Annotated in this window: 16 protein-coding genes; 11 read left to right on the top strand and 5 right to left on the bottom strand. The window is 38.5% G+C overall.

The annotated features are described in order from the left end of the window. Positions 1-206: 206 nt before the first annotated feature. The 6 genes from H6G06_RS04550 (at position 207) to H6G06_RS04575 (ending at position 10,012) form a co-directional block, all read left to right on the top strand. Positions 207-1,022, top strand: coding sequence for a DUF928 domain-containing protein (locus tag H6G06_RS04550; RefSeq protein ID WP_190557513.1), 816 nt, complete (start codon positions 207-209; stop codon positions 1,020-1,022). 108 nt (positions 1,023-1,130) lie between these two features. Further along, positions 1,131-1,436 (top strand): CHASE2 domain-containing protein, encoded by a 306-nt coding sequence (locus tag H6G06_RS04555; RefSeq protein ID WP_190557515.1) that lies wholly within the window; start codon positions 1,131-1,133, stop codon positions 1,434-1,436. 14 nt (positions 1,437-1,450) lie between these two features. Beyond that, the gene (locus tag H6G06_RS04560) at positions 1,451-1,618 is read left to right on the top strand and encodes a hypothetical protein (protein ID WP_190557517.1); all 168 of its coding nucleotides are present in this window, start codon (positions 1,451-1,453) and stop codon (positions 1,616-1,618) included. A gap of 16 nt (positions 1,619-1,634) precedes the next feature. Beyond that, complete coding sequence (locus H6G06_RS04565; RefSeq protein WP_190557519.1) at positions 1,635-1,988, top strand: hypothetical protein; 354 nt, start codon at positions 1,635-1,637, stop codon at positions 1,986-1,988. Next, entirely contained in the window at positions 1,988-7,378 is a 5,391-nt protein-coding gene (locus tag H6G06_RS04570) for a two-partner secretion domain-containing protein (RefSeq protein ID WP_190557521.1), read from the top strand. The genes H6G06_RS04565 and H6G06_RS04570 overlap by 1 nt, the downstream gene beginning before the upstream one ends. A 66-nt stretch (positions 7,379-7,444) precedes the next feature. Further along, on the top strand, positions 7,445-10,012 hold the full coding sequence (locus H6G06_RS04575; RefSeq protein ID WP_190557523.1) for a CHAT domain-containing protein: 2,568 nt from the start codon (positions 7,445-7,447) through the stop codon (positions 10,010-10,012). Positions 10,013-10,083: 71 nt separating this feature from the next. Here H6G06_RS04575 and H6G06_RS04580 read toward each other — a convergent pair whose 3' ends face one another. After that, the gene (locus tag H6G06_RS04580) at positions 10,084-11,022 is read right to left on the bottom strand and encodes a phosphoribulokinase (protein ID WP_190557525.1); all 939 of its coding nucleotides are present in this window, start codon (positions 11,020-11,022) and stop codon (positions 10,084-10,086) included. Positions 11,023-11,425: 403 nt separating this feature from the next. Here H6G06_RS04580 and H6G06_RS04585 point away from each other — a divergent pair, with 403 nt between their 5' ends. Together H6G06_RS04585 and H6G06_RS04590 are read left to right on the top strand one after the other, a co-directional pair. Beyond that, positions 11,426-12,088 (top strand): class I SAM-dependent methyltransferase, encoded by a 663-nt coding sequence (locus H6G06_RS04585; protein ID WP_190557527.1) that lies wholly within the window; start codon positions 11,426-11,428, stop codon positions 12,086-12,088. Between the two features lie 34 nt (positions 12,089-12,122). Further along, positions 12,123-12,671 carry a transposase gene (locus tag H6G06_RS04590; protein ID WP_338422910.1) on the top strand — a complete coding sequence of 183 codons (549 nt, stop codon included), beginning with the start codon at positions 12,123-12,125 and terminating at the stop codon, positions 12,669-12,671. A gap of 135 nt (positions 12,672-12,806) precedes the next feature. Here H6G06_RS04590 and tatC read toward each other — a convergent pair whose 3' ends face one another. Then, positions 12,807-13,601, bottom strand: coding sequence for a twin-arginine translocase subunit TatC (tatC, locus tag H6G06_RS04595; RefSeq protein ID WP_190557529.1), 795 nt, complete (start codon positions 13,599-13,601; stop codon positions 12,807-12,809). A 938-nt stretch (positions 13,602-14,539) separates the two neighbouring features. Between tatC and H6G06_RS04600 the strand changes: the two genes are divergently transcribed. From H6G06_RS04600 to H6G06_RS04610, 3 genes are all read left to right on the top strand, one after another. After that, positions 14,540-15,199: a macro domain-containing protein gene (locus H6G06_RS04600; RefSeq protein ID WP_190557531.1), complete on the top strand. Its 660-nt coding sequence runs from the start codon at positions 14,540-14,542 to the stop codon at positions 15,197-15,199. Positions 15,200-15,337: 138 nt separating this feature from the next. After that, a complete protein-coding gene (locus H6G06_RS04605; RefSeq protein WP_190557533.1) occupies positions 15,338-16,669 on the top strand; it encodes a P-loop NTPase fold protein in 1,332 nt (443 codons plus the stop codon). Continuing rightward, on the top strand, positions 16,645-21,750 hold the full coding sequence (locus H6G06_RS04610) for a WD40 domain-containing protein (protein ID WP_190557535.1): 5,106 nt from the start codon (positions 16,645-16,647) through the stop codon (positions 21,748-21,750). Before H6G06_RS04605 ends, H6G06_RS04610 begins: the two co-directional genes overlap by 25 nt. 10 nt (positions 21,751-21,760) lie before the next feature. Here the strand turns inward: H6G06_RS04610 and H6G06_RS04615 are convergent, their stop codons facing one another. From H6G06_RS04615 to H6G06_RS04625, 3 genes are all read right to left on the bottom strand, one after another. Continuing rightward, positions 21,761-21,910 carry a serine dehydratase gene (locus H6G06_RS04615; protein WP_190557537.1) on the bottom strand — a complete coding sequence of 50 codons (150 nt, stop codon included), beginning with the start codon at positions 21,908-21,910 and terminating at the stop codon, positions 21,761-21,763. A gap of 291 nt (positions 21,911-22,201) precedes the next feature. Further along, on the bottom strand, positions 22,202-24,391 hold the full coding sequence (locus tag H6G06_RS04620; RefSeq protein ID WP_190557539.1) for a lytic transglycosylase domain-containing protein: 2,190 nt from the start codon (positions 24,389-24,391) through the stop codon (positions 22,202-22,204). An 876-nt stretch (positions 24,392-25,267) separates the two neighbouring features. After that, positions 25,268-25,852 (bottom strand): hypothetical protein, encoded by a 585-nt coding sequence (locus H6G06_RS04625; RefSeq protein WP_190557541.1) that lies wholly within the window; start codon positions 25,850-25,852, stop codon positions 25,268-25,270. Positions 25,853-25,864 lie beyond the last annotated feature (12 nt).

Below are 25,864 nucleotides of genomic sequence, written 5' to 3' on the forward strand. Positions count from 1 at the left end.
AACCTACATAATTTCATTGTTTTGAGCTTAACCGACAAGTATTGTAAAACATATTGAATTTCTGGAAAAGCCTCTTTAAGCTTTGTAGACTACATTACACCAACATCAAAGCAGACGTGGTAATAAATCTTACCTTTGTCTTCTTGGTATCAAGCAACTTTTAGAGTATTGTTTAGATATATAACATTAAATCAACGCTAGTCTATATGCCTATAAAAATTTCTTCCTTTGCCGTAAAAACACGCCACTTAAGTATTGTTACGGGAATCTTGATGATTCCTATCTTACCCATTCCAAGCAACGCGCAGTTATACAAAGGATTGCAAGTAAGCGTCAAGTTCCCACCAGTGCAGGATTTGGGAGCGCCAGCGCGAACTTCAGGCGCGGGTTCACGGGGTCCTGCTTGTGGTCATCAGAACTCTGATGCTGAAGGAACAGCAAAAAGCAGTGATGAGATCAAAATACCTCTGACTGCTTTGACTCCAGAAAATAATGTCTTGACAACAGCAGCACTTGATCCAAAAGTGTATGTGTATGTTCCTCAAGCCGTTAATAAGCAAGCTGAATTTCGTCTCATTGACACACAAGATGAAAAAATTGTTTATAAAACAACCTTTCCACTGGTGAATACTCCTGGGATAGTGAAAATAGGTATACCTAAAACCGCCAACATCAAAGCGAATAATACTTATCAGTGGCAAGTGATAATTGTCTGTAATCCTAAAGACAGAGAAGCAGATAAACTAGTTGAGGGTTGGCTTTTGCATACTCCTCTAACTTCTGAACAAAAGGCTAAAATACAGAAGGTAAAGGAGAATTCTCTAGAACAGGCAAGATTATACTCAGAATTTGGATTTTGGAATGAAACTATGAAAATACTCGATCAGTTGCGCGAACGGAATCCCCAAGCACAGGCAGAATGGGTAGAACTTCTAACTTCTGTGAAGTTGGAAAAGCTGTCTGCAATTCCTGGTTCTAAGTGCTGTCAAGTTTCTTCTACTTCCCCTGCACCCCAGAATTAGTGCGTAATTGAGACCACCGCAAAATTAACTATTATCTGGTAAAACATATTACAATTTAATAGTTAAAAACTAAAATCAATTGATGGTGGGAATTGATTTACCGGGGATATGGGGAAGATAAAACAATTTTGGCGGGAATGGCGTACTGTGGGAATTACTACCCCTAGTATTGCGGGAATAGTCATTATTTTGCGTTTTCTGGGTTTGTTGCAATCTTGGGAATGGGCAGCTTTTGATCAATATATGCGTTTGCGGCCTGCTCAACCCCAGGATGACAGGATAGTGATTGTGGCAATTGAGGGAGCAGATGTAAAATATTTGCAACAAGGTTACATTGCCGATGATGTCTATGCGCGGTTGTTGGAGAAACTGAAAGCGAGAAAACCCAGGGTTATTGGTTTGTTTGGATTATAGCCCACACCGCAGACTTGATTCGCAAAACTTTTGGACGTTACCTGACAGATGAGGTAGTTGCAACCTTGCTAAAATGCCCAGATGGTCTGAAAATTAGCGGTAAACGGCAAAAAATCACCATCGTTACTTCCGATTTAAGAGGATTCACAGCCCTATCAGAACAACTGGCTTCAGAAGTGTGAGCCTACTTTAACAGCAATGATAGAACCAATTCCCATCAGCTACCAATTAGTTGAGGGAAAACAAGTTTCTGAGCAGATATTTAAAGGCAGTTTAATCAAACTTTCAGTTAAGGGAGCAGAAGTAAAAATTGAGTCAGAAGAAGCTCATACTTTACCACGTCCTTTAGGTAATATTAAAATGAATTTATTAATAATTAATAATCAAGAGCCACAGAGCGAAGATATCTATGCCAAGGTTTTGGATAAACCTGCAACTCCGGGTAATTTTTATCTGCAATTTACCTTCAAACCTCCGGCAGAAGCTGGTATGCTTTTCAAAGCACTTTTTCAATCAATTAGAGCGAGTAGCTCATATAAGGAGTTTATATAATGACCACTCAAAGACAGCAAAGAGTTTATCAATTAGCTATAACAACTTTATTGGCAATAGGAGGAATATTCACCTCTACAAATCTCAGAGTATTAGCGCAACTTGAACCTGATAACACATTAGGGCAAGAAAATTCTATTGTCAACCAAGTTAACGACTTAAAAGACATGATTGAAGGTGGTGCTACTAGAGGTGCAAATTTATTTCACAGCTTTGAAAAATTCAATGTAGGTGAAAATAGAAGTGTTTATTTTGCCAATCCTACAGGAATTGAGAATATATTAACTCGTGTCACTGGTGGTAATGCGTCTAATATTTTTGGAAAGTTGGGAGTAGAGGGAACAGCAAATTTATTTTTAATTAATTCCAATGGTATATTTTTTGGAAATAATGCCAGTTTAGATATTCGTGGTTCATTTACTGCCACAACTACGGATAGCATTAACTTGGTAGAGAATAGTTTATTTAGTGCCACAGCACCAGCGACAAGTAATTTATTGACAGTCCAACCAAGTGCATTATTTGTTAATGCTTTGAAAAATCAACAAGCAACTATTCTTAATCGAGGTAATTTAACAGTTGATCAGGGGAAGAACATAACTTTATTTGGTGCAAATGTCACCAACACAGGTACATTAATAGCACCAGGGGGAACAGTTAAAATCACAGGTACAGAAAATCTGACAATTAGAGGAAATATAGATACAACTACATTATTAGTTGATACTAAAAATCTGACTATTGCTGAAAATAATAACGCCACAATTGATAAAACTACATTAGATGGTTTATCTGGAAATACAAATTTGATATTTCAGGCAACAAATGATATTACAATTAATCCTTTAAGTAATAATAGTTTAAATCTAGTTAATGGTAGTGGTAAAATCACATTTACTGCTGATACTGATGGTAACGGAAGCGGTAATTTTCAGATGAATATTGCTGATATTATAACAGCTAACGGTCGAAGTATTGAGATTAAAGGTGTTAATTTAATTGTTGGTAATATTGATACTAGCTCCGAATTGGATGGGGGAAATATAACTTTAAATGGTCATGGCGATATCTCTACAGGAAACCTATACTCCTACTCATCTTCATATTATGGAAACGCTGGAAATGGCGGGTTCATTTCTCTCAATACCAATGGCAATATTTATAGTTATCAACAGCTAAATTCTTCCTCCTATTCATATTCAGGTACAGCCGGAAATGGTGGGGAAATCTTCCTAACAGCAGTAGGTGAAATCTCTGCTGAATCCCTCAACTCTTCCTCATCTTCATATTCAGGTACAGCCGGAAATGGTGGAGCAATTTTTCTGGCTGCTCAGAGCAATATATATATACAATATCTACTAGACTCCTCCTCATATTCATGGGATAGAAACGCAGGAAATGGGGGTGCTATCGCACTCACTGCTGGTGGCAATATATTTACACAATATTTCCTCAACTCCTCCTCATACTCATATTATGGAAATGCAGGAAATGGCGGCGATATTTTTATGACTGCTCAAGGCGGTGTCTATCATATCTCTAATGAATCTCTAAATTCCTCTTCATATTCGTATTATGGAAACGCAGAAAATGGCGGAGATATTTCTCTGAATTCTCAAAGTGAGATATATCTCTCTACCCCTAATGAATCACTGAACTCTTCTTCCGTTTCATATTCTGGAAATGTAGGAAATGGTGGGGATATTTCTCTTAACGCACAGAGCGATATCATGACACAATCCCTGTACTCCTTCTCAAATTCACCTGGAAATACAGGAAATGGGGGTGCGATCGCCCTCACTACTACTCAAGGTGATATCTCTACACTAAGCCTATACTCCTACTCATCTTCATATGCTGCAAACGGAGATTTTTCTGGAAATGCGGGAAATGGAGGTGATATCGCTCTCAATACTACTGGGGGTAATATTACTACACAATTCCTTGAATCTTCCTCACGTTCATATTCAGGAAACACAGGAAATGGAGGTGCGATCGCCTTCAATACCACTCTAGGTGATATCTCTACACTAAGTCTCTACTCCTCCTCAAATTCATATTCAGGAAATGCAGGAAATGGGGGTGCGATCGCCCTCAATACCACTCAAGGTCATATATCTACAGGATCTCTAAACTCCTCCTCGTCTTCAGATTTAGGAAACGCGGGAAATGGGGGTGCGATCGCCCTCAATACCACTCAAGGTGATATCTCTACACAATCCCTAGATTCCTCCTCACGTTCACCTAATGGAAACGCGGGAAATGGGGGAAATACTACCCTGAAAATATTTGAAGGCGGTATCAATATACCCTACATCATCTCATCTGCTACAGGACAAAGTGGAAATGGTGGCACAATTCAATTTACAGGAAACAAATTAGATATTAATAATATAGTCATCAATAGTGATGGTCAAAGTGGCAGTAATGGCGGTCTAATTAAATTAGATGCACCTTTGATCCAATTAACAGATAGTGACCTGAGTAGTTCCAATTATGGTAGTGGCAATTCTGGACAAATAGAATTAAATTCCACAGGTAATATTAACTTCAATAGTAGTCGGTTATTTACAACATTAGAACCTGGTAGCACCGGAGAAGGTGGTAATATTCAGATTCAAACACAAAACTTTAATCTCACTAACTTTGCTGTTATTAATACAGGAACTTATAGCATTGGTAATGCCGGAAATATTAATATCAATGCCCAAAATGTATCCCTAAAGAACGGTAGTAGTTTGCAAAGTTTAACCGCAGATCAAGGAAATGCAGGTAATATATTTTTAAATGTCCCCGATGGAAATATATTTCTTAGTAATAGTAGTAGTATTAGTACATCTGCTACGAAAACAGCATCAGGCAATAGTGGCAATATACAACTCAATTCCCGCACATTATCCATATTAAACGGCAGTCAAATTCAAGCCTTAACAGAAGGAATAGGAACATCAAAAGCAGGGGAAATTATTGTTAATGCGAGTGATAGTATCATCATCGGTGGAATAGATCCTAACTTTGCTAATCCTGACCCCAATGCCTTACCAGGGCAAAATGTAGGTAAACGTGATTACGATGATTTTGGTAATCAACAAATTTTAAATATAGGGACAAATAATTCCATCCTCACAGCACAACAACTGCAAGCTAGTGATTTTTACCTCAATAATCCTAACCAAACAAATCCTAATGTAGAATATAATACCAGATCCCCTTATGTATCCTTAAATGCTACAGGAGATGATCAAATTCATGTTTATGCAATTAACGTGAATGCCGGGACAAAAGCAGTTTTTGATATTGATAATACTGGGCTAAATTATGAATATGATGAACAAGCAAAATTGATTAATTTTCCCGCTATAAATACAAAATTAACCCTATTAGATAGTCAGGGTAACGAATTATCATCTAATGATGATACTTCTCATGGTCTTGCTGCGGGAGGAAGTGATACTACTATGACCTTACAACAAGACCCATATCTCCGATATACTTTCACCCAAGGGGGAACTTATTATATTCAAGTTAGCAATTTTGATGATCAAGGTGTTCCTAGTAGTTATAAAACTTTTTCTGGTCAGGCTATTACAGGAACATCCTATAATCTACAAATCTCTCTAGAACCTAATCCGATTCAGGCAAATATTAATAATCAAGGACAACCCTCAGGAATTTTCGCCTATACTCAAGATGCAGGAAAAGCAGGAAATATTATCTTAAATAGTGCTACTTTAACATTAGAAAGTGGGGGACAAATATCAGCTTTTACAAATGGTAGTGGTGATGGCGGCACAGTTAATATTAATGCCAATAATTTAGTTAATTTAGGTGTAGAAGTACAGAATTTCGCACCCGTTGTTTCAGTGGAAACTAATGGCGCAGGAAAAGCCGGCGATATCATTATTAATACTCCTAATTTCACTTTATCAGAAACTGCTCGGATCACTGCCACAGCCACTAAAAATGCTACGAATACAGAGCAAGGAGGCAGCATTACCTTAAATGCCTCTCAAATGAATTTAGCGGGCGTGGTGGGAATTTTTGCAGAAACTCAAGGACAAGCACCCGCAGGTACATTAAAACTCAATCCTTACCAAAAATACCCCAATTTAGACATTACTCTCTTCCCCAATTCCAGCATATCTGCTTCCACTTCTGCCAGTGGTAAAGGTGGTGACTTAATTATCAACGCACCAGAAAATATTAACATTACTGGACAGGGAAAATTAGCAGTTGAAAGCACAGGAACAGGTGATGCAGGCCATATTCAAATTAACACCCAAAACTTAAATATTGCAGATGGAGTGAAAATATCAGCTGCAACTTCTGGTAGTGGTAAGGGTGGTAATATCAACCTCAATGCTAACACCTTCACTGCTAATAATGGCGCACAATTATTAACCACCACATCTGGTACAGCCAAAGCCGGAAATATCATTGTAAATGTGAAAGATAATATTACTTTAGACAGCACAAATACTGGATTATTTGCTAACACAGAAAAAGGTTCAATAGGTGATAGTGGTAGTATTACCATTGATCCACTCACTTTTATGATTAAAAACGGCGCAGGGATAGGAGTAAATAGTCAAGGTAGTGGTAAAGGTGGAGATGTTTCACTGCAAGCAGGTACTCTGAGTCTAGATAATCAAGCCTTTCTTAGTGCTGAAACTGCCAGTAACCAAGGTGGGGAAATAAATCTCAATATTCAAAATTTATTATTGTTGCTAAATAACAGTAGAATCAGTGCCACAGCAGGTACAAGTCAATCAGGAGGAAATGGAGGAAATATCAATATAAATGCTCCTTTTATTATAGCATTTCCTAGAGGAAATAGTGATATTACCGCTAATGCTTATCAAGGAAATGGCGGGGAAATTAACATTACAACTAATGCTATTTTTGGATTAAAATATCAACAACAATTAACCGAAAGAAGTGATATTACCGCATCTTCTCAATTTGGTTTAGCTGGAGAAGTGGAAATCAATACTCCTGATGTAAATCCTACTTCTGGTTTAATAGAATTACCTGGCAATTTAGTCGATGCAGAATCATTAGTAGGGAAAGATATTTGTTCAGCAGAACAAATTGCTAAAAAGAGTTCTTTTACAATTATCGGTAGCGGTGGTTTACCTGCTGAAAGTGATGAATTAATTAGCAATTCTCCAGGTATGCTAGAATGGGCTACTCGGTCAGGTAAGCAGGAAACCACACCTGTTGTGATGAGGAAATCACAAGTAAATCAGGAGGAGGAAAATATTAACAATCGGGTAATTCAGGAAGCGCAAGGATGGATAATTACTGCTGATGGTAAGGTGATTCTAACAGCAGAATCTCCCAAGGTTACGCTGCAAAATTCAGCTTTAACTCATCCTGGTTGTCATTAAATTAGTGATGATAAATCATATTTTGGTAAATTGATTAAATAGCTTGAACTCAAAAGGGTAAATATAATGAAGAATATCTCAATTTTAACTCTTGGTATTTTATCTCTTACTAGCTTTTTGACAGCAGAAAAAGTCCTGGCTATTTCTAGTAAGGACAACATCAATAATTCAATAGTCACAAATCCTTTATCTCTAGAAGAACAAGCTCAAAAGTTATATGAAGATGGACAATTTCAATCATCAGTTGCGATTTTGCAAAATGCGATTAAAAATTATGGTGAACAAGGTGATATAGTTGGTCAGGTCATGGCTTGGAGAAATTTATCTTTAGTCTATCAAAAAATGGGAGATTTAACACAAGCTAGACGAGCAATTACAAGTAGCTTGAAGAATATTAATAAAATTAAAGATGGCAAAGAACGCCAACAAATACTAGCTCAAACTCTGGAAGTTCAAGGACAAATACAATTGTCTATGGGTAATTCCCAAGCAGCTTTAGAAACTTGGAAACGAGCCACAGATACATATCAAAAAATTGGCGAAAACACCGGATCAATGAGAAGTAAAATTAATCAAGCTCAAGCTTTACAAGCTTTAGGATTATATAATCAAGCTGTGAAAACTTTAGTTGATAGTCAGAATACTCTGAATCAACAACAGGATACCCTGATTAAAGCTAAAGCACTACTAAGTTTGGGGGATGTATTGCGGGGAATAGGACAATTAGATAAATCTCAAATAGCGTTAGAAGAAAGTTTAGCGATCGCTCAAAAATTATCTTCTCCCACCGCAACTACGCAAGCACTTCTTAGTTTAGGTAAAACCAGCACATCACAAGGAAATAACACTCAAAAATCACTTGCATATTTTCAACAGGTTATCGAAACATCACCCTCATCTGATTTCAGAATTCAAGGACAATTAAATCAATTAGAATTACTATTAAACAATGAACAATTATCATTAGCAAAACAACTAATACCACAAATCCAAAACAGTTTAACCGAATTACCGCCTACTCGTACCGCCGTTTATTCTCGTATTAGTTTAGCACGAATTCTCCTCAAATTACCCCCAGAAAATTATTCTCCATCTTGGTTATCCAATGAACTAGCAACAGCAATTAAAATAGCTCATAAATTAGAAGATAAAAGAGGAGAAAGTTATGCAACCGGAACTTTAGGAAACCTCTATGAAAAAAATCAACGCTATCAAGAAGCCAGAGAATTAACCGAAAAAGCTTTGCTTATTTCTCAAAGTAATAATGCACCTGAACTGAGTTATCAATGGCAATGGCAACTAGGCAGAATTATTACAGCAAAAGCAGGAACTACAAAAGCTGATCGTGAGAGTGCTATAGCTGCATACACTCAATCAGTTAAAACCCTCAAATCCATCCGCACTGATATAGTTGCAATTAGTTCAGACGCACAATTTGATTTTCGAGAACGAGTTGAACCAGTTTATCGAGAACTAGTAGAATTACTGTTAGAAGACAGTCCCAGTCAAGAAGAACTCAAACAAGCTAGAGAAGTAATTGAATCATTACAACTAGCAGAACTAGACAACTTCTTTCGTAATGCTTGTCTAGATGCCAAACCTGTACAAATCGACCAAATTGATCGCACATCAGCAATTTTCTATACAATTGTTCTCAAAGATCGTTTAGAAGTAATTGTTGCACTTCCTGATCAAACTTTATATCACCATAGTGAACAATTATCTCAGTCAGAAATAGAAGATCATATTGAAGAATTAAGAGTTAAATTAGCTCGTCGCTCAGAAATAGTTTTTCAGAAACAAATGTTAGGACTTTCCCAAAAAGTCTATAACTGGTTAATCAAACCAGCAGAAGAGAAATTACAAGCCAATAAAGTCAAGAATCTTGTATTTATCTCCGATGGACTTCTGCGAAATATTCCTATGAGTGTTCTTTATGATGGTAAACAATATCTGATTGAAAAATACAGTATTGCTAATGCTCCCAGTTTACAACTAATAGACCCCAAAGCTTTAGTTAGAGAACAAATTCAAGTGCTTGGTGGTGGATTAAGTGAGGCTCGCTTCGGTTTTCCTGCTCTTCCTAATGTAGTTTCAGAATTAGAACGGATAAAAGCACAGGTTCCTAGTTCCTTATTACTAAAAAATGATGCCTTTACAGATAAACAACTAGAGCAAAAAGTTAACCAAAATCCTTATCAAGTAGTTCACCTAGCTACTCACGGTGAATTTAGTTCTAAAGCGGAAGATACTTTTGTTCTCACTTGGAATGAAAAACTGAATGTAGATGATTTAAATAATCTTCTGCGTTCAGATCAAAAGCAGATTCGTCCCATTGAATTATTGGTTCTTAGTGCTTGTAAAACTGCGGCCGGAGACAAAAGAGCAACTTTAGGACTAGCAGGAATGGCCGTTAGAGCAGGAGCGCGTAGCACTCTAGCTAGTCTTTGGTATGTCGATGATGAAGCTACTGCCTTATTAATGACCAAATTTTATCAAGAATTATCTAATAACAAACATACCAAAGCCGAAATTCTCCGCAACGCTCAATTAGCAATTTTACGGGATAAGAATACAAAATTTTCCCATCCCTATTATTGGTCAGCTTTTGTTTTAGTGGGAAACTGGTTGTAAGAAAGGTGACAGGTGACAGTGAATAGGGAATAGGCAAAAGTTGATGAATTTTGCCTAGTCCCCAGTCCCCGTTACTGATAAATTTGCGTAGCTTTGAGCATATGATAGGTAATGATTAACTGTGTGAGTGCAAGGGGATAACTTTGCAGTGTTTCTCCGGTTGTCCCGGCGATTTTGCCTAGTTCGGGATTAATTTCGCGATCGCAGATATTTTTTAAGTAAGGCATATCATTGCACATAATATGCTCTATCTTATTCACCTGTTCCAAGGTAGCGTGTCCATCAACTTCCAACACATCCACCGGTTTACCCATATCTCGGTCTAGTCCCAGACGCACCGCTGATGTATAATCATCATTACCTGCTTGGATAATCTCAGTAAAATCCGGGTGGGGAATTGTTGGCCGTAGCACCAAACGCACATTTAAATGTCCATTGGTTTCATCCTCATTTTCATTGGGAGGATAGAAACTGACAACGATATCAGACCATTGACGCTGGGGTCGGATAAAGTTTTCTGAGTCTGGTTCGCGTTTTTCTAATTCTGCTAATACCTGTTCTTCACTATAACCGCGTTTTTGGGTATCTCGCTTCACTTTCCAGGTAGCCCGTAGTGGTTCAGGAGGGGCAAGATAAACTTTAACATCATAAGCATCACGGGCTGCACGGGTAGAATAACCAAGTAAACCTTCAATAATTACAAATTTATTGGGTTTAATGTAGGTTGGAGCTTCAAATGTCCCAGTTTTGTGGCTGTAAACTGGTTTAAGAATTGGTTGTCCTGTCCGTAGCAGCGATAAATGCTGCTGCATAATATCGAGATGGTTGCAGTCAGGGTGGAGAGCAGTAATTCCAATTTCCGCCCGCTGTGTGCGATCATAACGGTGGTAATCATCGGTACAGATGAGTGTAACATTCTCTGGTCCAAGTACCTGAGCAATACCCCTAGTTAGGGTGGTTTTTCCGGCTGCGCTATCACCAACAATACCAAGAATGATTGGACGACTCATCTTACCCCCTTTAACACAAGCTGGTTGCGTAATAATGTTTATGGAGAACAGTTTTAACTAATTTCTCAATTTTAGAGGGGAATCAGCTAAAAAATTCAAGCTTTAACCGTGGTCGCAACATCTCTCAACATAGAGGCTTGAGCAGGAATTCTCTCGCCTCTCATAATCCTTGTCCAAAATTACATGATGGCGGGAGATGGGAACGCAGTGCCGTAGGCAATCGCTTCTTTTGTTGCAAGCATCGCAAATTTCCCAGTTTTCAGCGCCAAGATAGAATATTGAGGTTGACAAGTGATTTGAAATTTGGTACAATCAAATTGATAAGGAAGAACTATTTGAGATTTATCTAAATTTCCCAAATGCGGTGATATAGTTAGTTACATCCATTATTAGCACCACCGTAATGAGCAAAAAAACAATAGGCTTAGAACAAAACTTATATGAATATATACTGTCAGTTTCCCTGCGCGAACCGGAAATTTTAACCCAACTACGTCAAGAAACCGCCCAGCTACCAATGGCTATAATGCAAATTTCCCCAGAACAGGGACAGTTGATGGCGTTGCTGGTTAAATTGCTGGGAGCAAAGAAAACTTTAGAAGTAGGTGTTTTTACAGGTTATAGTTCCTTGGTGACAGCGTTGGCCTTACCAGCAGATGGTAAGATTGTCGCCTGTGATGTGAGTGAAGAGTTTACCAGCATTGCTCGCCGTTATTGGGAAAAAGCAGGGGTAGCTAATAAAATTGATTTGCGTATTGCTCCAGCTTTGGAAACTTTAGATAATTTGCTGGCAGCTGGGGAAGGATCAAGTTTTGATTTTGCGTTTATTGATGCTGATAAAGGTAACTATGAAAATTATTATGAGCGATCGCTGCAATTAATTCGACCAGGTGGACTAATTACCGTTGATAATGTACTTTGGTCTGGCAAAGTTGCAGATCCCGAAATTCAAGATAATCAAACTAAAAAAATTCGCGCCTTTAATCAAAAGTTACATCAAGATTCACGAATTACCCTGAGTTTAGTTCCCATAGCTGATGGATTGACATTAGCTAGGAAAAATTGAGGGACAGGGAACAGGTGACAGGTGACAGGTGACAGTGAAGAGGACAAGGAGCTTTCTAGCAGGGAGCAAGGGGGATAACTCTTCTCCTCTGCCCCCTGCCCTTGCCGCTCACAGGGGTAGAGGCTCTTGGAAACCTCATTGGCACAAGCTCTTTCAATCCTTAAAAGATGCCATTCCTCCTGACTGGCAAGTAATCGTCTTAGCAGATAGAGGTCTTTATGCCGATTGGTTGTTTTTCGATATTTGTGCTTTGAATTGGCATCCTTTTTTAAGAATTAATCATCAAGGAACATTTCAAATTAGAGGTGAGAAGGAATGGCGGTTTCTTGACACAGTAGTACCTCAAACTGGAATGAGTTGCTCAGGAGTTGTTACTTGTTTTAAAACACATCCTTTGAATTGTACTTTATTAGCACGTTGGGATGAAGGTTATCAAGATCCTTGGTTGATTGTTACTGATTTAGCACCAGAACTTGGGGATGTTCTCTGGTACAGTTTACGTATCGGAATTGAATGTGGTTATAGAGATGTCAAGAGTGATGGATGGCAGTGGCATAAAACTCGTTTGACAGAGTCTTCCTAGTCCTGCCTTCACCCAATTGTAAAAAACCTACCCTTGTGAGGATGGGGAGATGGGGAGATGGGGAGATAGGAAGAATAATCTTCTCCTTGTCACCTGTCATCTGTAACCTGTCACCTATTGTTTTCCCAATTACCATTAATTACCTGTGAGTTTAACCAAACCAATACCACCAAAATAAAGCCCTAAAACTGCTCCCGCTAAAAGACTTTGAGTTAAAGGGTCAGTAGAAGGTGTGAGAACTGCTCCCAAAACCACTGCAAACATAATTACAAAACGCCAACCAGCCAGCATTTGTGCTGAAGAAACAATACCTAAATTACCTAGCAATAATTGAATAACAGGAATCTGAAATGCTAATCCAGTACTAAATAACAACAACAACACAAATTCAAAATATTTTTCAATTGACCACAGTTGTTCTACTACATCTGCACCGTAGCTGATGAAGAATTGCAAAGCTGCGGGAATCAGGAGAAAATAAGCAAATACCAACCCCCCAACAAAAAGTACACTCGACCCCAAAACCACAGGACCCAACAAACGACGTTCACGACGAGTCAGACCGGGAAGTACAAACTGAACAATTTGGTAAAGAATAAAAGGACTAGAAAGTACCAAACCACTGTAACCGGCAACTTTGATGGAGACAAAGAAATATTCTCCCGGTGCTAGTTGCAGAAATTTTATCCCATGGGCGGGGATTTCCAGTAACTGCACCAGGGGTTTAACGACCATAAAACAGCCGATCACACCGACCGCTACAGCAATAAGAGAATAAAAAATCCGCCGCCTCAATTCTTCCAGATGGTCAGATAAGGACATTTCTACCTCATCTGGTAACTCATCAAGGCTATCAGCTGCTGAGTTACTGTTTCTTTCACTGTCAACATCGGGAGAATTGATAGTATCTACGTCTGGTGAAGGTGTCATGAGTCAATTAATAGGCAACATTCCTTAACTATTTTATCTGCCAGAGCGACTAGCAACAGAGGTTTTGTTGGTTTTGAGAGATTTTTCCGGTTGTGTGGTGTTGCATCTGCATAAGTAAGTAAGAAGACATCTTTAGGGGGATGTCTACGTAAAATACGTAGGAAACCATTCATTGATGAATCACTTCTGGACAGGACTTACGCAAAACAGAACGGAAGTAGGGGTAATTCATGTAGCTTGCTTGCCCGTTGCGGTATTACCCCTACGCAAGAATCAGGTTTTGAGTTCAATCTTGCGTAAGTCCTACTGGAGTAGCTATTACTGTTACACAGAAGTTAAAACTCAAAAAGTTCATACAGCAGATTGCAGATCAATGAAGTACAGAATCTAAATTGAAACCTATAAACAAAACCAGTTTTACTCCTGACTCCTGACTCCTGACTCCTGCTGTAATATGAAACTGTTGATTGATATATCATGATAGCTTTATTTTTTTCGTGCTGTGTTAACCCTGGTTCATTAAAGATTGTTTTCCATAACGCAATCATCAATAGGAACAGAGGTTTAAGATGATGAAGAGGAAAATTTATATGGGATTGATGGTACTGCCAATATACCTATCCAATTCCACTTTAGGTATTACTAGTAGTAATTCGTCGCTGTTCCAGTATATAACGTCTATGAAAATTCCTCAAAATCCAGTAGTAACCGATGCTAATTTTCAGCTAAAACTAAAAATTATCGGCGCTAGAGATGACCAAACTGAAGATTGTTTGCGCTTAGGTATGTGTAAAGATTGATGATTGGTGATTTGTGATAAGGTAAGATTAATAAAGTCTAGAAATTGAAAAAATTGAGTTATTTAATTATTGAATAATTAAATGAAATTATTTTATTTTCTCTGCTAAATAAGTAAACCTAAAATAAACGAGGAATCAATGAGCAAAAATTCTGTCATTAAATTAATATTATCAGCCCCGGAAATTACTTTATATAAAGCCTTTCAAAAATATTTTCAAAATTTGCCTGATGTAGAAATATTTAATGGCTATTTTCAAGATTTGTCAGAATTTGATTGTATGGTTAGTGCTGCTAACTCTTTTGGGTTGATGGATGGTGGAGTTGATCTGGCAATTATCAACTGTTTTGGAAAAGAGTTGATGTATAGAGTTCAACAACGTATTCTGAGCGAATATCTAGGAGAACAACCAGTTGGCACATCAATGATTGTAGAAACTAATCATCCTCAACATCCCTTTATTGCCCATACACCAACCATGCGGATACCCATGAGGATAGCATCTACAGATCACGTTTATTTAGCTATGTGGGCAATGCTTTTGGCTGTGCGAAAGCATAACCAAACAGGTGAAAAAACCATCGAAATTGTGGTGTGTCCTGGCTTGGGAACAGGAACAGGTAAAGTTCCCCATCTGGAAGCAGCACGACAAATGGCTTTAGCGTATAAAAATTTTCTCAATCCTCCTGAAAAAATTACCTGGGATTTGGCAGGAGAAAGACAAGGCGAGATAATCTATGGTGGAGATATGGGATTTAAATTAAACCATGACATTGAAAATAACGGCAATCTTGAATAAGAATTCAGGAGTCAGGAGTCAGGAGTAGAGAAGTTCCGGGGGAACGTCTCTACAGGAGTCAGAAGTTTATGACTTATGAATTATGAATTATGAATTATGAATTGTTCCCCGTTCTTGAGTGAAGTAGATTGATTCATCATGATCCTAGATTTAGAAAGATTTTATCAGGCTTGTAATCCGAGCAAACCACTAATGATTGAAAATGCTGCGGATCGCCTGTACTATATCGATTTTGCCTCGGTGCGGGGCGGTAAGATTATTGAGGCGTTGCTGCGAACTATTACCAAAATTTCACCGAATACACCGACCTGTCAATTATTTACAGGACACCTGGGTTGTGGAAAATCTACGGAGTTGTTGCGCCTCAAGGCAGAATTAGAGGAACAGCAGTTTCAGGTTGTATATTTTGAGTCTACCCGTGTCTTGGAAATGGCGGATGTGGATGTGACGGATATTCTCTTAGCTGTTGCTGGGCAAGTGAGTGAAAGTCTGGAGGCGATGAAAATCAACCTCAAACCGCGCTATTTTGCCAAGTTGTTCACTGAGATAGTGGATTTTCTGCAAACACCTGTGGAACTGGGGGTAGAGGCGGAATTATCAGTAGGTATTGCTAAAATTACGGCGAAAACTAAAGAAAGTCCTCAGTTACGACGAAGGTTAAGAGACTACCTAGAACCACGCACGGAAAATATTTTACTTTCCATTAATCAAGAACTTTTGCAACGTGCGAATAGTGAACTTAAAGCCAGGGGTAAAAAAGGATTGGTGGTGATTGTTGATAACTTGGATCGGGTAGCGTTTCGACCGCTCGCGTCTGGGCGATCGCTCCCTGAATACTTGTTTATCGAACGGGGTGAACAGTTACGTAAACTCAATTGTCATCTTGTTTATACTATTCCTTTGTCTTTAACTTTCTCCAACGATAGCGCCGAACTGCAACATCGTTTAGGTGGTGGCGTTGCACCGAAAGTATTACCAATGATACCTGTGTTACTACGCACTGGAGAAATTTATACAGAGGGAATAGAATTGATGCGACAAATGGTACTAGCTAGGGCTTTTCCTGACATTTTGCCCAGTCATCGTTTAAACTTAATTACAGAACTATTTGATAGCAAGGAAACTCTAGACCGCTTGTGTTTGATCAGTGGTGGCCATGTCCGTGACTTGTTAGGACTGTTATTTGACTGTCTGCGGGAACAAGATCCACCTTTTGATCGGGAATGTTTAGAATTAGTGATCCTACGACAACGAGATTTTCGATCTAACGCTATTGACCCCCATGAGTGGGAATTAATTTTTCAAGTTATGCAGGAACAAAGAGTCAGAGGTGACATAGAATATCATACATTATTACGTAGTTTGTTTGTGTTTGAATATCGCGATCGCCAAGGAGCTTGGTTTGGTGTCAACCCCGTGTTAGCAGAAACCCAAAAATTCAAATCATGGTTGAACGAAACACAGCAATAGATATTAATAATGATAATGAACGTTCCTTACGCAGTTTAGCCAGGGCAATTTCTCTTTCTCAGGGCGAATTTTCCGTTGTTTTGGTGAGTTGTAACTATGGAAGTTTACGGGATTCAATCCTAGAAAAACTCACGAAAATGGGTTGGGAAGATGACAAACTTCAAAAAGTAGTATTATCTTCAAATTCCCTGAGCCTATATACTACCATTCATTTACAGCAACAAGTTCATCAACCCGCAGCATTAATGATTTTGGGTTTAGAGTCGGTAGAAAAACTCGATGATCTGCTCATTTCTATTAATCAAATTCGTGATGAATTTCGCAAACATCATCCATTTCCCATGGTAATCTGGGTAAATGAGCAAGCGTTGCAAAAAGTAGTAAAATTAGCCCCAGATTTTGCTAGTTGGGCAGCAACACCAATTAAATTTAAAATGACTTCTCCTGCGTTGTTAGAATTTTTACGACAGGAAACTGACACTTTATTTGCACAAGCTTTACACAACGGAACACCTCAAGGTCAGCACAAAAAAACTAATTATTCCACCATTGAACAAGTATGGGTCCGTAGCTATGAACTCCATTTTGCGATTCAGGATTTAGAAAATCGGGGCATTAGTTTAGATCCATCATTAAATGCTAGTTTACAATTTGTCTTTGGTCTAGATGATTATGTAAGTGACAGGATAAATTCAGCTTTAAATCATTTTCGCCAGAGTTTATTATTTTGGTATAACGAAGTAGCAGGAGAAGAAAGGCAAATTACTGGAGAATGGGACAAAGGCAGAATTATCGAATGGGATAATCTTTCTCCCTCACCTCATCTTCCCATTTCCCCGTCTCCCCATCTTCTCAAACAGGGAGTTTTGTTACTTTATATCGGGTTATGTTATTGTCGTCTCACCGAACACAATCAAACAGAAAGTTACCAATATGGGCAAGCAGCAAAAAATTATTTTCAACAATGTTTACACACTTTTAATTTAGCTGGACGTACAGATTTAGTTGCTGAATTTGTTGGTCAATTAGCTGAGGTCTTGCAAAGTTTATCAGCATGGTCAGAATTACAAATTGTCGCCGAAAAGGCTTTAGAACTACACCAAAATTATGGTAGTCAAATTCAACTAGCTTGTGACTATGGTTTGTTGGCACAGGTAGCTGTACAACAGTCGCGCTGGATGCAAGCAAGTATTTTGGCGCATATCGCCTTACTAAAATTAGGAGAAGCTCAAAAACAAAGTGATCCTCATAAATGTTTATTTCCTTTACTGTTAGCGCAAATTTATTATTTAACTTTAGCAAAAGCACAACAACGACTAGGGCAAGAAAAAGTAGCATCTGAATATTTAGAAAAGGCGAAAACAGAACTATTGGTTTCTTTAGAAAACAGTGAACATCAATATGATGCCCATCGTTATATTCGCTTGTTAAAAAATTTGCGATCGCTCTATTTTGAAGCTGATTGCTATCTGGAAGCTTATTTAATTAGACAAAAACGCCGTTCCGTTGAACAGCAATATGGTTTCCGTGCCTTTATCGGTGCTGGACGTTTGCAACCTCAACGTAAAGTTACCAACCCCGCTGTTATGTCTGCATCGGGAAATAGCAGCATTGCTTTAGAAATTGCTGCTTCCGGTCGGGAAGGTGATATAAATAATTTAATTGGCAGAATTAGCCGCGCTGACTACAAGCTGATCGTCATTCATGGTCCATCTGGTGTGGGTAAAAGTTCTACCGTTACTGCTGGTTTAATACCTGCATTACAAAACCGTGCCATAGGTGATCAAATTGCCATTCCTGTTGTCCTGCAAATTTATACCGATTGGGTGCGAGAATTAGGTAAATCTCTAACAGCAGCAATGTTTCAATCTCAAGCAGCAGACATTGCACCAGAAATTATACCTGATCTAGTTTCACCTACCACCATTGAGGGTATTTGGCAACAATTACGAGAAAATGCCAATAATCATCTGATTACAGTTTTAATATTTGACCAATTTGAAGAATTCTTTTTTGGTCATACTGACCGTGAACAAAAACAAGCTTTTGATAGTTTTATTAGTGAATGTTTAAATATATCTTTTGTCAAAGTTATTTTAACTTTACGAGAAGATTATTTACATCGCTTGCTTGACTTTAAATATCTATCTTCACTAGAAGCAATTAATCATAATATTCTCGACAAAAATATTCGTTATCAATTAAATAATTTTTCTCCTGAATATGCAAAAGCCATTATTCACAAATTAACCGAACGTTCCCAACTGCATTTAGAACCTGCTTTAATTGATGCCTTAGTCCAAGATTTATCCGCAGAACTGGGAGAAGTTCGTCCCATTGAATTGCAAGTAGTCGGCGCACAACTGCAAGATGAACGCATTACCAGTTTATCCCAGTATCAGCCTTACAGACCCAATAAACTAATTGAACGATATATTAAAGAATTAATTAAAGACTGTGGTCCAGACAATGAACGGGCTGCTTTAATTGTTTTGTATTTATTAACCGATGAAAGTAACCAACGCCCATTTAAAACCCAGGCAGAATTAGCAGCCGAATTGACAGAATTAGAAGCTAATAACCAATTAGAACTAATTTTAAAAGTTTTAGTAAGTTCAGGTTTAGTTGTACTATTTCCCGACGTTCCTGAACGCTATCAACTTATTCATGATTATTTGGTAGACCTAATTCGTTATCTACAACAACAAGAATCAAGTTTACAAGTACAACTCAATTATTTACGTTATAAAGTTGAAAATAGTCAACAAGAAATTGAACGTCTTAAAAGTGAAGTAAGGCAAAAAAAACAGCACGCGACACTTGTAGATACACAGCATGAACAAGGAGTAGACTTACTCACAGAATTACGAAAATTACGCAAACGAGAAGAACTAAGTCAGTTAGAAATTGAATATCTGCGCGGAGAACTCAAAGAAAAAGAATTAACCGCCCAACTCGCAGAAAGTCAAGAAAAACAAAGGTTAAGTGAAGCGCGGTTAAACCGCACGTTAAAAATTGCCCTTGCTGCTTCTGTTGTGGCTATCATGGGTTTAACTATTTCTGTGATTACTTCTATAAATAGCGAAATTAAAACTCTCAGTGCATCTAGTCAAACTCTGTTTGCTTCCCAAAAAGGTATTGACGCACTCAAAGATAGTTTAAAAGCCGGGAAAAAATTAAAACAGACTATTTGGGTAAGTTCTCAAACCAGAGAACAGGTGTTAACGTCCCTCTATCAAGCAGTTTATGGAGTCAAAGAACGTAACCGCTTAGAAGGTCATTCGTCTGGAGTTAATAGCGTTACTTTTAGTCCGGATAACTCTTTAATTGCTTCAGCTAGTGCCGATACAACAATTAACCTGTGGCATCCTGATGGTACTTTGCTCAGAAGTTTATCAGGACATGAAGACGTAGTAAATAGTGTTAGTTTTAGTGCTGATAGTCAAATTATTATTTCTGGTAGTCAAGACAAGACAGTAAAGCTGTGGAACAGCAAAGGTAATTTATTAAATACTTTAATCGATCATACCTCAGTTGTGAATAGTGCGGTTTTCAGCCCTAATGGTGAAATTATTGCTTCAGCTAGTACCGACAAGACAGTAAAATTATGGAGTCGGGAAGGGAAATTACTTAAAACTTTGCAGGGTCATGATAGTGCAGTTTTAAGTTTAGCTTGGTCAACCGATGGTGAAATACTTGCTTCGGGTAGTGCAGATAATACTGTTAAATTGTGGAGTCGGGACGGTAAACTACTCAAGACCTTACTCGGATGTGAAGATGCGGTTAAAAATGTCGCTTGGTCAACCGATGGTAAAATTATTGCTGCGGCTAGTTTAGACAAAAATATTAAGTTGTGGAGTCGAGAAGGTAAGTTACTGAGAACTTTGTCAGGTCATACTTCTGGTGTCACCAGTGTGAGTTTTAGCCTCGATGGTCAAACTATCGCTTCCGCGAGTACCGACGAAACCGTGAAACTCTGGAGTGGGGACGGTGTGTTATTAGGAACTCTCAGAGGACATAATAATTGGGTGAATAGTGTTAATTTTAGCCCTGATGGTCGGACTTTAGTTTCTGCGGGTAGGGATAAAACTGTGAAAATTTGGCGCTGGGATGATGTACTGTTGCGAAATCCTAAAGCTAGTTATGATTGGGTAACGAGTATCAGTTTTAGTCCTGATGGTAGTATGATCGCGGGTGCGAGTCGAGATAAAACCGTAAAACTCTGGAGTAAAGACGGTAAATTACTGAACACATTTACAGGCCATCAAGGTCAAGTTTGGGGGGTAGCTTGGTCGCCTGATGGTAAAACGATTGCCTCTGCAAGTAAGGATACCACAGTTAAACTTTGGAGTCGAGAAGGTGAGCTACTCAAAACTTTGCCCGGTCATAAAGATACTGTTTTAGATGTCGCTTGGTCAACCGATGGTAAAACTATTGCTTCTGCAAGTAAAGATAGTACGGTGAAACTTTGGAGTCGTGAAGGTAAGCTGCTGAAAACATTACCCGGTCATGGTAATGCCGTCAATTGGGTTAGTTTCAGCCCTGATGGTAAGCTGTTAGCATCAGCCAGTGATGATAAATTAGTGAAGATATGGGGAAAAGATGGTAAATTTATATCCGATTTAACTGGTCATTCTCGACGAGTAAATGGTGTAGCTTGGTCTCCTGATGGTCAAATTATCGCCAGTGTCAGTATTGATAGTACGGTAAAACTCTGGAATCGGAACGGTAGTTTACGGAAAACACTGTCAGGTGATGGTGATAGTTTGATCAGTGTTAGTTTTAGTGCGGATGCTAGAACCCTGGCGGTTAACAGTGATGATAAAATTAGACTTTTCAGTCAGGAAGGAACTTTATTGATGGTTTTAAAGGGTGATAAGGATGAGTTGACCAGTGTCAGTTTTAGTCCTGATGGGAAAACTCTGGCTGCGGGTAGTGGTAATGGAACAGTGATTTTACGCAACCTGTCAGATATTAAGTTAGATATGTTATTAAAACAAGGTTGTGGATTATTGCAGGATTATTTGCATAATAACCCGAAAGTGATAGAGAGCGATCGCTCTTTGTGCATACACAAATAATACCAAGACATTATTTGCCTGTCATGTAGTTAGCTACCTCTTCTAAGGTTTGAATCAAATTTTCTAGAGTATAAACACTGGATTGATCTTGTTCTGAATTACGGCTATCAGTAGAAACTTGTGTTGAGTTCTGAGCGGAACTTTGGTTGATAACTTGCATGGATTTTTTCCCCTGAGTCATTAATCTGGAATTTGTTTGATTGCTATGGAATTACTATAAATGATATGCCGATAAAAATACTGAGATTATTGGAGTTTCATGTAATTTTTAACAGATAACCACGAGTCTTCACTGTTACTTTAAAAAACAATGATCATTAGTCATTGGGAAGAGGGAAGAGGGAAGAGGGAATTGGGAACAGGGAACAGGGAACAGGGAACAGGGAACAGGGAAGAGGGAAGAGGGAATTGGGAACAGGTAATAGGTATTATCCCATCTCCCCAGTCCCCATCACTGTGTCGGTAATTTCGGTTGTTCGGCTGAATATTTAGCTACTAAAGCAGAGATAGACGGATTATATAACCGTAGATAATTCCAGTAGTTACCAAATACTTGGCGGACGTAATTTTTGGTTTCACCGAAAGGAATTTCTTCCACAAACTCATCTGGGTCTTGTTTGGGTATGGTTCGCAGCCATTTGGCAACATTACCAGGACCTGCATTGTAACTTGCGATCGCTAACATGGAATTATTACCATATTGCTGATGAGTATGATCCAAATACCATGTACCCAGCATGATGTTATCATTCGGGTTTTCCAAATCAATGGTTTTCATATCAACATTGATTTGTGGGGCTATCCACGCTGCTGTACTGGGCATTACCTGCATTAAACCAGTCGCACCAACTATAGATTTAATTTTTGGTTGAAACATTGACTCCTGCCGCATCAAAGCCGTAACTAGCAGAGGATTAATTTTTCGTGTAGTAGACCATTTTTCTATTTCTGAGAAATAGGGAAACGGATAACGAGCTTGCCAATAAGTGATCTGTTTACTTAAAGCGGTATATTCTGCTTGTTCTTCTGGTGTTTCCCGATCTTCCAATTTAGATATCTTGGCAATACCGATCAGATTTTCACCCTTTGCTAACTGCATCAACCCTTCCGTAAATTGTTCGGCTACGCTAGGCTGATTATTGTTCTTAAAGTCTGTCTCCCACTCCAACCAAGCATCTCGATCTTGTCCCAGCAAATATAACTCTTTAAAAGCATCAGAACCTGTTGGAGGTACAGGACGTTGCGGAGGACTAATTTCTGGATTCATCAACCGTAGGTTATTAAAATCACCTACATCCAAACCCAAAATGCTTGCAGAACGCCAAGCATAATAAGATTGGGGAAATTGACTCAGTACATACTGGTATGCAGTCCGCGCATCCTCCTGTTTCCCTAGTATAGTTGCCCATTTACCTATCCAAAAACTGGCTCTGGGAGCGAGAATACTATTAGGACTTTCCGTAGCAATGGGTTTTGCCCATTGCCATGCACCTACATAATCTCCAGCTTTAGCTTTACTCAGGGCGGTTGTCCAGCGATATTCTGCTGCTTCCTCAGAGTTGCTATACTTACCTAACAGTAATTTCCAGGCTGCTATAGCTGACTGATTATCTGGGAGAGTTTCTAGCAGTTTGGCTTTTTGTACCAGTGCTGTAGGTGCTTGTTTGGGAAACTTATTAATTATTTGGTCAAGATACGGTATTGCAGCTTTACCTGGAGCGATTTCTGCTAATCTTAATAGGGCTGTTCCGGTTTCTTCGGCAGTAGGAAATTGTTGTACCTGTTGTTTATAAATAGCGACTGCCTGATCTCGCTTTTTATCTAACTGCAACCCTCTGGCGGTGCGATAAAGATTTTTAGCTGTTTTGGGTGCTTTAGTATAAGCAGCTGCTGCTTTGGGAAATTGGTTATTATCCCAATATACCGAACCGATTAGTTCCCAATTTGCGGATGTGAGTTGGGGCTGTTTCACTAACTGATCTAAAATACCAATGATTCCTGGCTCATCAGCAGCGTATTGTGCCAAGATTAATTGTAACTTGGGTTGATTAGGATTCTCTCGTAAGCGTTTGCGGATAATTTCCCAAGTGAGGGGATGGGAAGGAAATTTAGCGATCGCTTGATCATGTAGTTTAGGTTGCCCAATCAAATATATAGCCTTAACTACCGCTGCGTCTTCAGCATAATCTTTCACCACTTTTTGCCGCAGATCCGAAGCCTTACCCTTCTCCCCCACAATATCTTGCGCCTGGGCTTGTTTAAGTAAGATGTATGGTGCTAAAACAGGATAGTCTTTCTCTAGCCCTTCCAGTATACTTAGGGCTTTTTTCCCTTGGTCAGTTTCAATATAATCACTTGCCAAAAGATAACGCGCCCTTTCCCGATCTGGTGAAGCGCCTTTTTCCGCAATTTCCGCTAGTTTGGCTGCTCGTTCTGGTAAAGATTTTGATACCCAATTAAATACAACTGACTGGTATTTATTAGCCTCAGATACTTTTTCAGGCTGACTCTGACTCAAGTTCAACCATTTACTTAGGGTTTTTCCAGCTTGTGGGGCTGATACCATACCCCCAACTAAAAAGGCACATAGTCCAGCCCCAGCGATCAGATAAATTTGCTTGTTTTTTAGTTTCTTCAGCATGGATACCCGCTTTTAGCCTAGCGTCTGGAAAAGAAAGATTCCGATCAGTTTCTTGCCACTTTAACACTACTAGCGGGAAATGTTATCACTTTTAAGTTGCAGCTTTGAGCTTTCGTAAACCACCCGCTACGAATGAAATAGGTGGACTGCTCGCGCATCTTTGTTAAATTGCTTGGGCTTATACGGAGATGTGCAAGATGTCTAATTAAGCGTTCCCTGTTAAAAGTTCCTTTGGTGGTGTGGCGGATAAAAAAGAATATCACGGTTCAAAACTCGCAAATGTCTAATTAATACCCCTATAGGGTTTATCCCTTGAGTAATTAACCAAATTGACCAACCAAAAAGTTTAAGAGTATTCAAAAATGATGTGCGCGTCAGCCATTCATGAAATGCTACACGAGCCTCATCTAAAAGAGCATCATACTTCTATAATTTCTGTATCATGGAAAATTGGTGAATTAATTCCGTGAATTCCACTTATCTGATATTTTCCCATTTTAATTCTTGGTAAACAGGAAACTTCCAAGTGATATAAATCATGATAACAGAGCAATTCATCATGGATTTTTATAAAACTATCTCCTATTTTAACACAGTCTTTGCTGATACAGCCAAGCATTTGTTTGATTGATAAATCAATCCAGATTTATGAAGGAGGAAGAATTTTATCCATAGATAGATGACAAATTATGTGAGTTTGGTTATTGACAAAGTATTTGGGGTCGTTCAGCTATACATAAAGGTTGATAATTGAACAGCAATAAGTTGTGGCTTAAAAAATAAAACTAATTCCCAATTCACATAATGTCAAGTCTATATACAACATCAAATAAAATGGATGTTAAACGTCAACACTAAGAATTTATCTGATGACGACTACTTTGGTAATAAATTAAAAGAGTTACAAAATCCTGTAATACTTTTAACTAAATATTTTTGCTTATTACTGGTAGTTTCCGCACTGATTTGATATAACCTTTTTTCTACTAAAAAAATTCTGTGTTTAATAATCTTGTTACCTGGTTTGGTGTAGTTAAATTCCTTACCAAAATAATCACCTAAACTAATTTTTTCCTCACTAATTAAGGTGCCTTTTGCATTCTCTAACGCTGTTTTCTTGCCAGCATCTATTGCTTCTTCTATCAAATTATTACGCTTCAATAGCTCAATATAATCTTCGGGATAATCAATATAAGCAACTGTGTATTTCACCTCTTCTTGTTGGCGCTCGACTGTAAAGAGATTGACTTCCACAGATCCATTTTTCGTATTAACCGTTTGTTTTGATACTGTAGGTATACCTGGCATTAAAATACTAAAGCTGCCTTCTGGATCAGAAAAATTCTTCCAGATCGACTGAGCTACTGTTAACGGCTGATTTGCTGATACAGATTGAGTGATGGCGTATCCGCTACATAAGACAAATACTGCCAGGGAGTAAGGTATAATTTTTAATTTCATGGTTTTTTATGT

The organism is Anabaena sphaerica FACHB-251 (assembly GCF_014696825.1).
Classification (GTDB): domain Bacteria; phylum Cyanobacteriota; class Cyanobacteriia; order Cyanobacteriales; family Nostocaceae; genus RDYJ01.

Coding starts and splice junctions, on each gene's coding strand:
- H6G06_RS04615 (WP_190557537.1), bottom strand. CDS start 21,910: ATGCAAGTTATCAACCAAAGTTCCGCTCAGAACTCAACACAAGTTTCT.
- H6G06_RS04555 (WP_190557515.1), top strand. CDS start 1,131: ATGGGGAAGATAAAACAATTTTGGCGGGAATGGCGTACTGTGGGAATT.
- H6G06_RS04605 (WP_190557533.1), top strand. CDS start 15,338: ATGATCCTAGATTTAGAAAGATTTTATCAGGCTTGTAATCCGAGCAAA.
- H6G06_RS04550 (WP_190557513.1), top strand. CDS start 207: ATGCCTATAAAAATTTCTTCCTTTGCCGTAAAAACACGCCACTTAAGT.
- H6G06_RS04585 (WP_190557527.1), top strand. CDS start 11,426: ATGAGCAAAAAAACAATAGGCTTAGAACAAAACTTATATGAATATATA.
- H6G06_RS04620 (WP_190557539.1), bottom strand. CDS start 24,391: ATGCTGAAGAAACTAAAAAACAAGCAAATTTATCTGATCGCTGGGGCT.
- H6G06_RS04625 (WP_190557541.1), bottom strand. CDS start 25,852: ATGAAATTAAAAATTATACCTTACTCCCTGGCAGTATTTGTCTTATGT.
- H6G06_RS04600 (WP_190557531.1), top strand. CDS start 14,540: ATGAGCAAAAATTCTGTCATTAAATTAATATTATCAGCCCCGGAAATT.
- H6G06_RS04610 (WP_190557535.1), top strand. CDS start 16,645: ATGGTTGAACGAAACACAGCAATAGATATTAATAATGATAATGAACGT.
- tatC (WP_190557529.1), bottom strand. CDS start 13,601: ATGACACCTTCACCAGACGTAGATACTATCAATTCTCCCGATGTTGAC.
- H6G06_RS04570 (WP_190557521.1), top strand. CDS start 1,988: ATGACCACTCAAAGACAGCAAAGAGTTTATCAATTAGCTATAACAACT.
- H6G06_RS04575 (WP_190557523.1), top strand. CDS start 7,445: ATGAAGAATATCTCAATTTTAACTCTTGGTATTTTATCTCTTACTAGC.
- H6G06_RS04565 (WP_190557519.1), top strand. CDS start 1,635: ATGATAGAACCAATTCCCATCAGCTACCAATTAGTTGAGGGAAAACAA.
- H6G06_RS04580 (WP_190557525.1), bottom strand. CDS start 11,022: ATGAGTCGTCCAATCATTCTTGGTATTGTTGGTGATAGCGCAGCCGGA.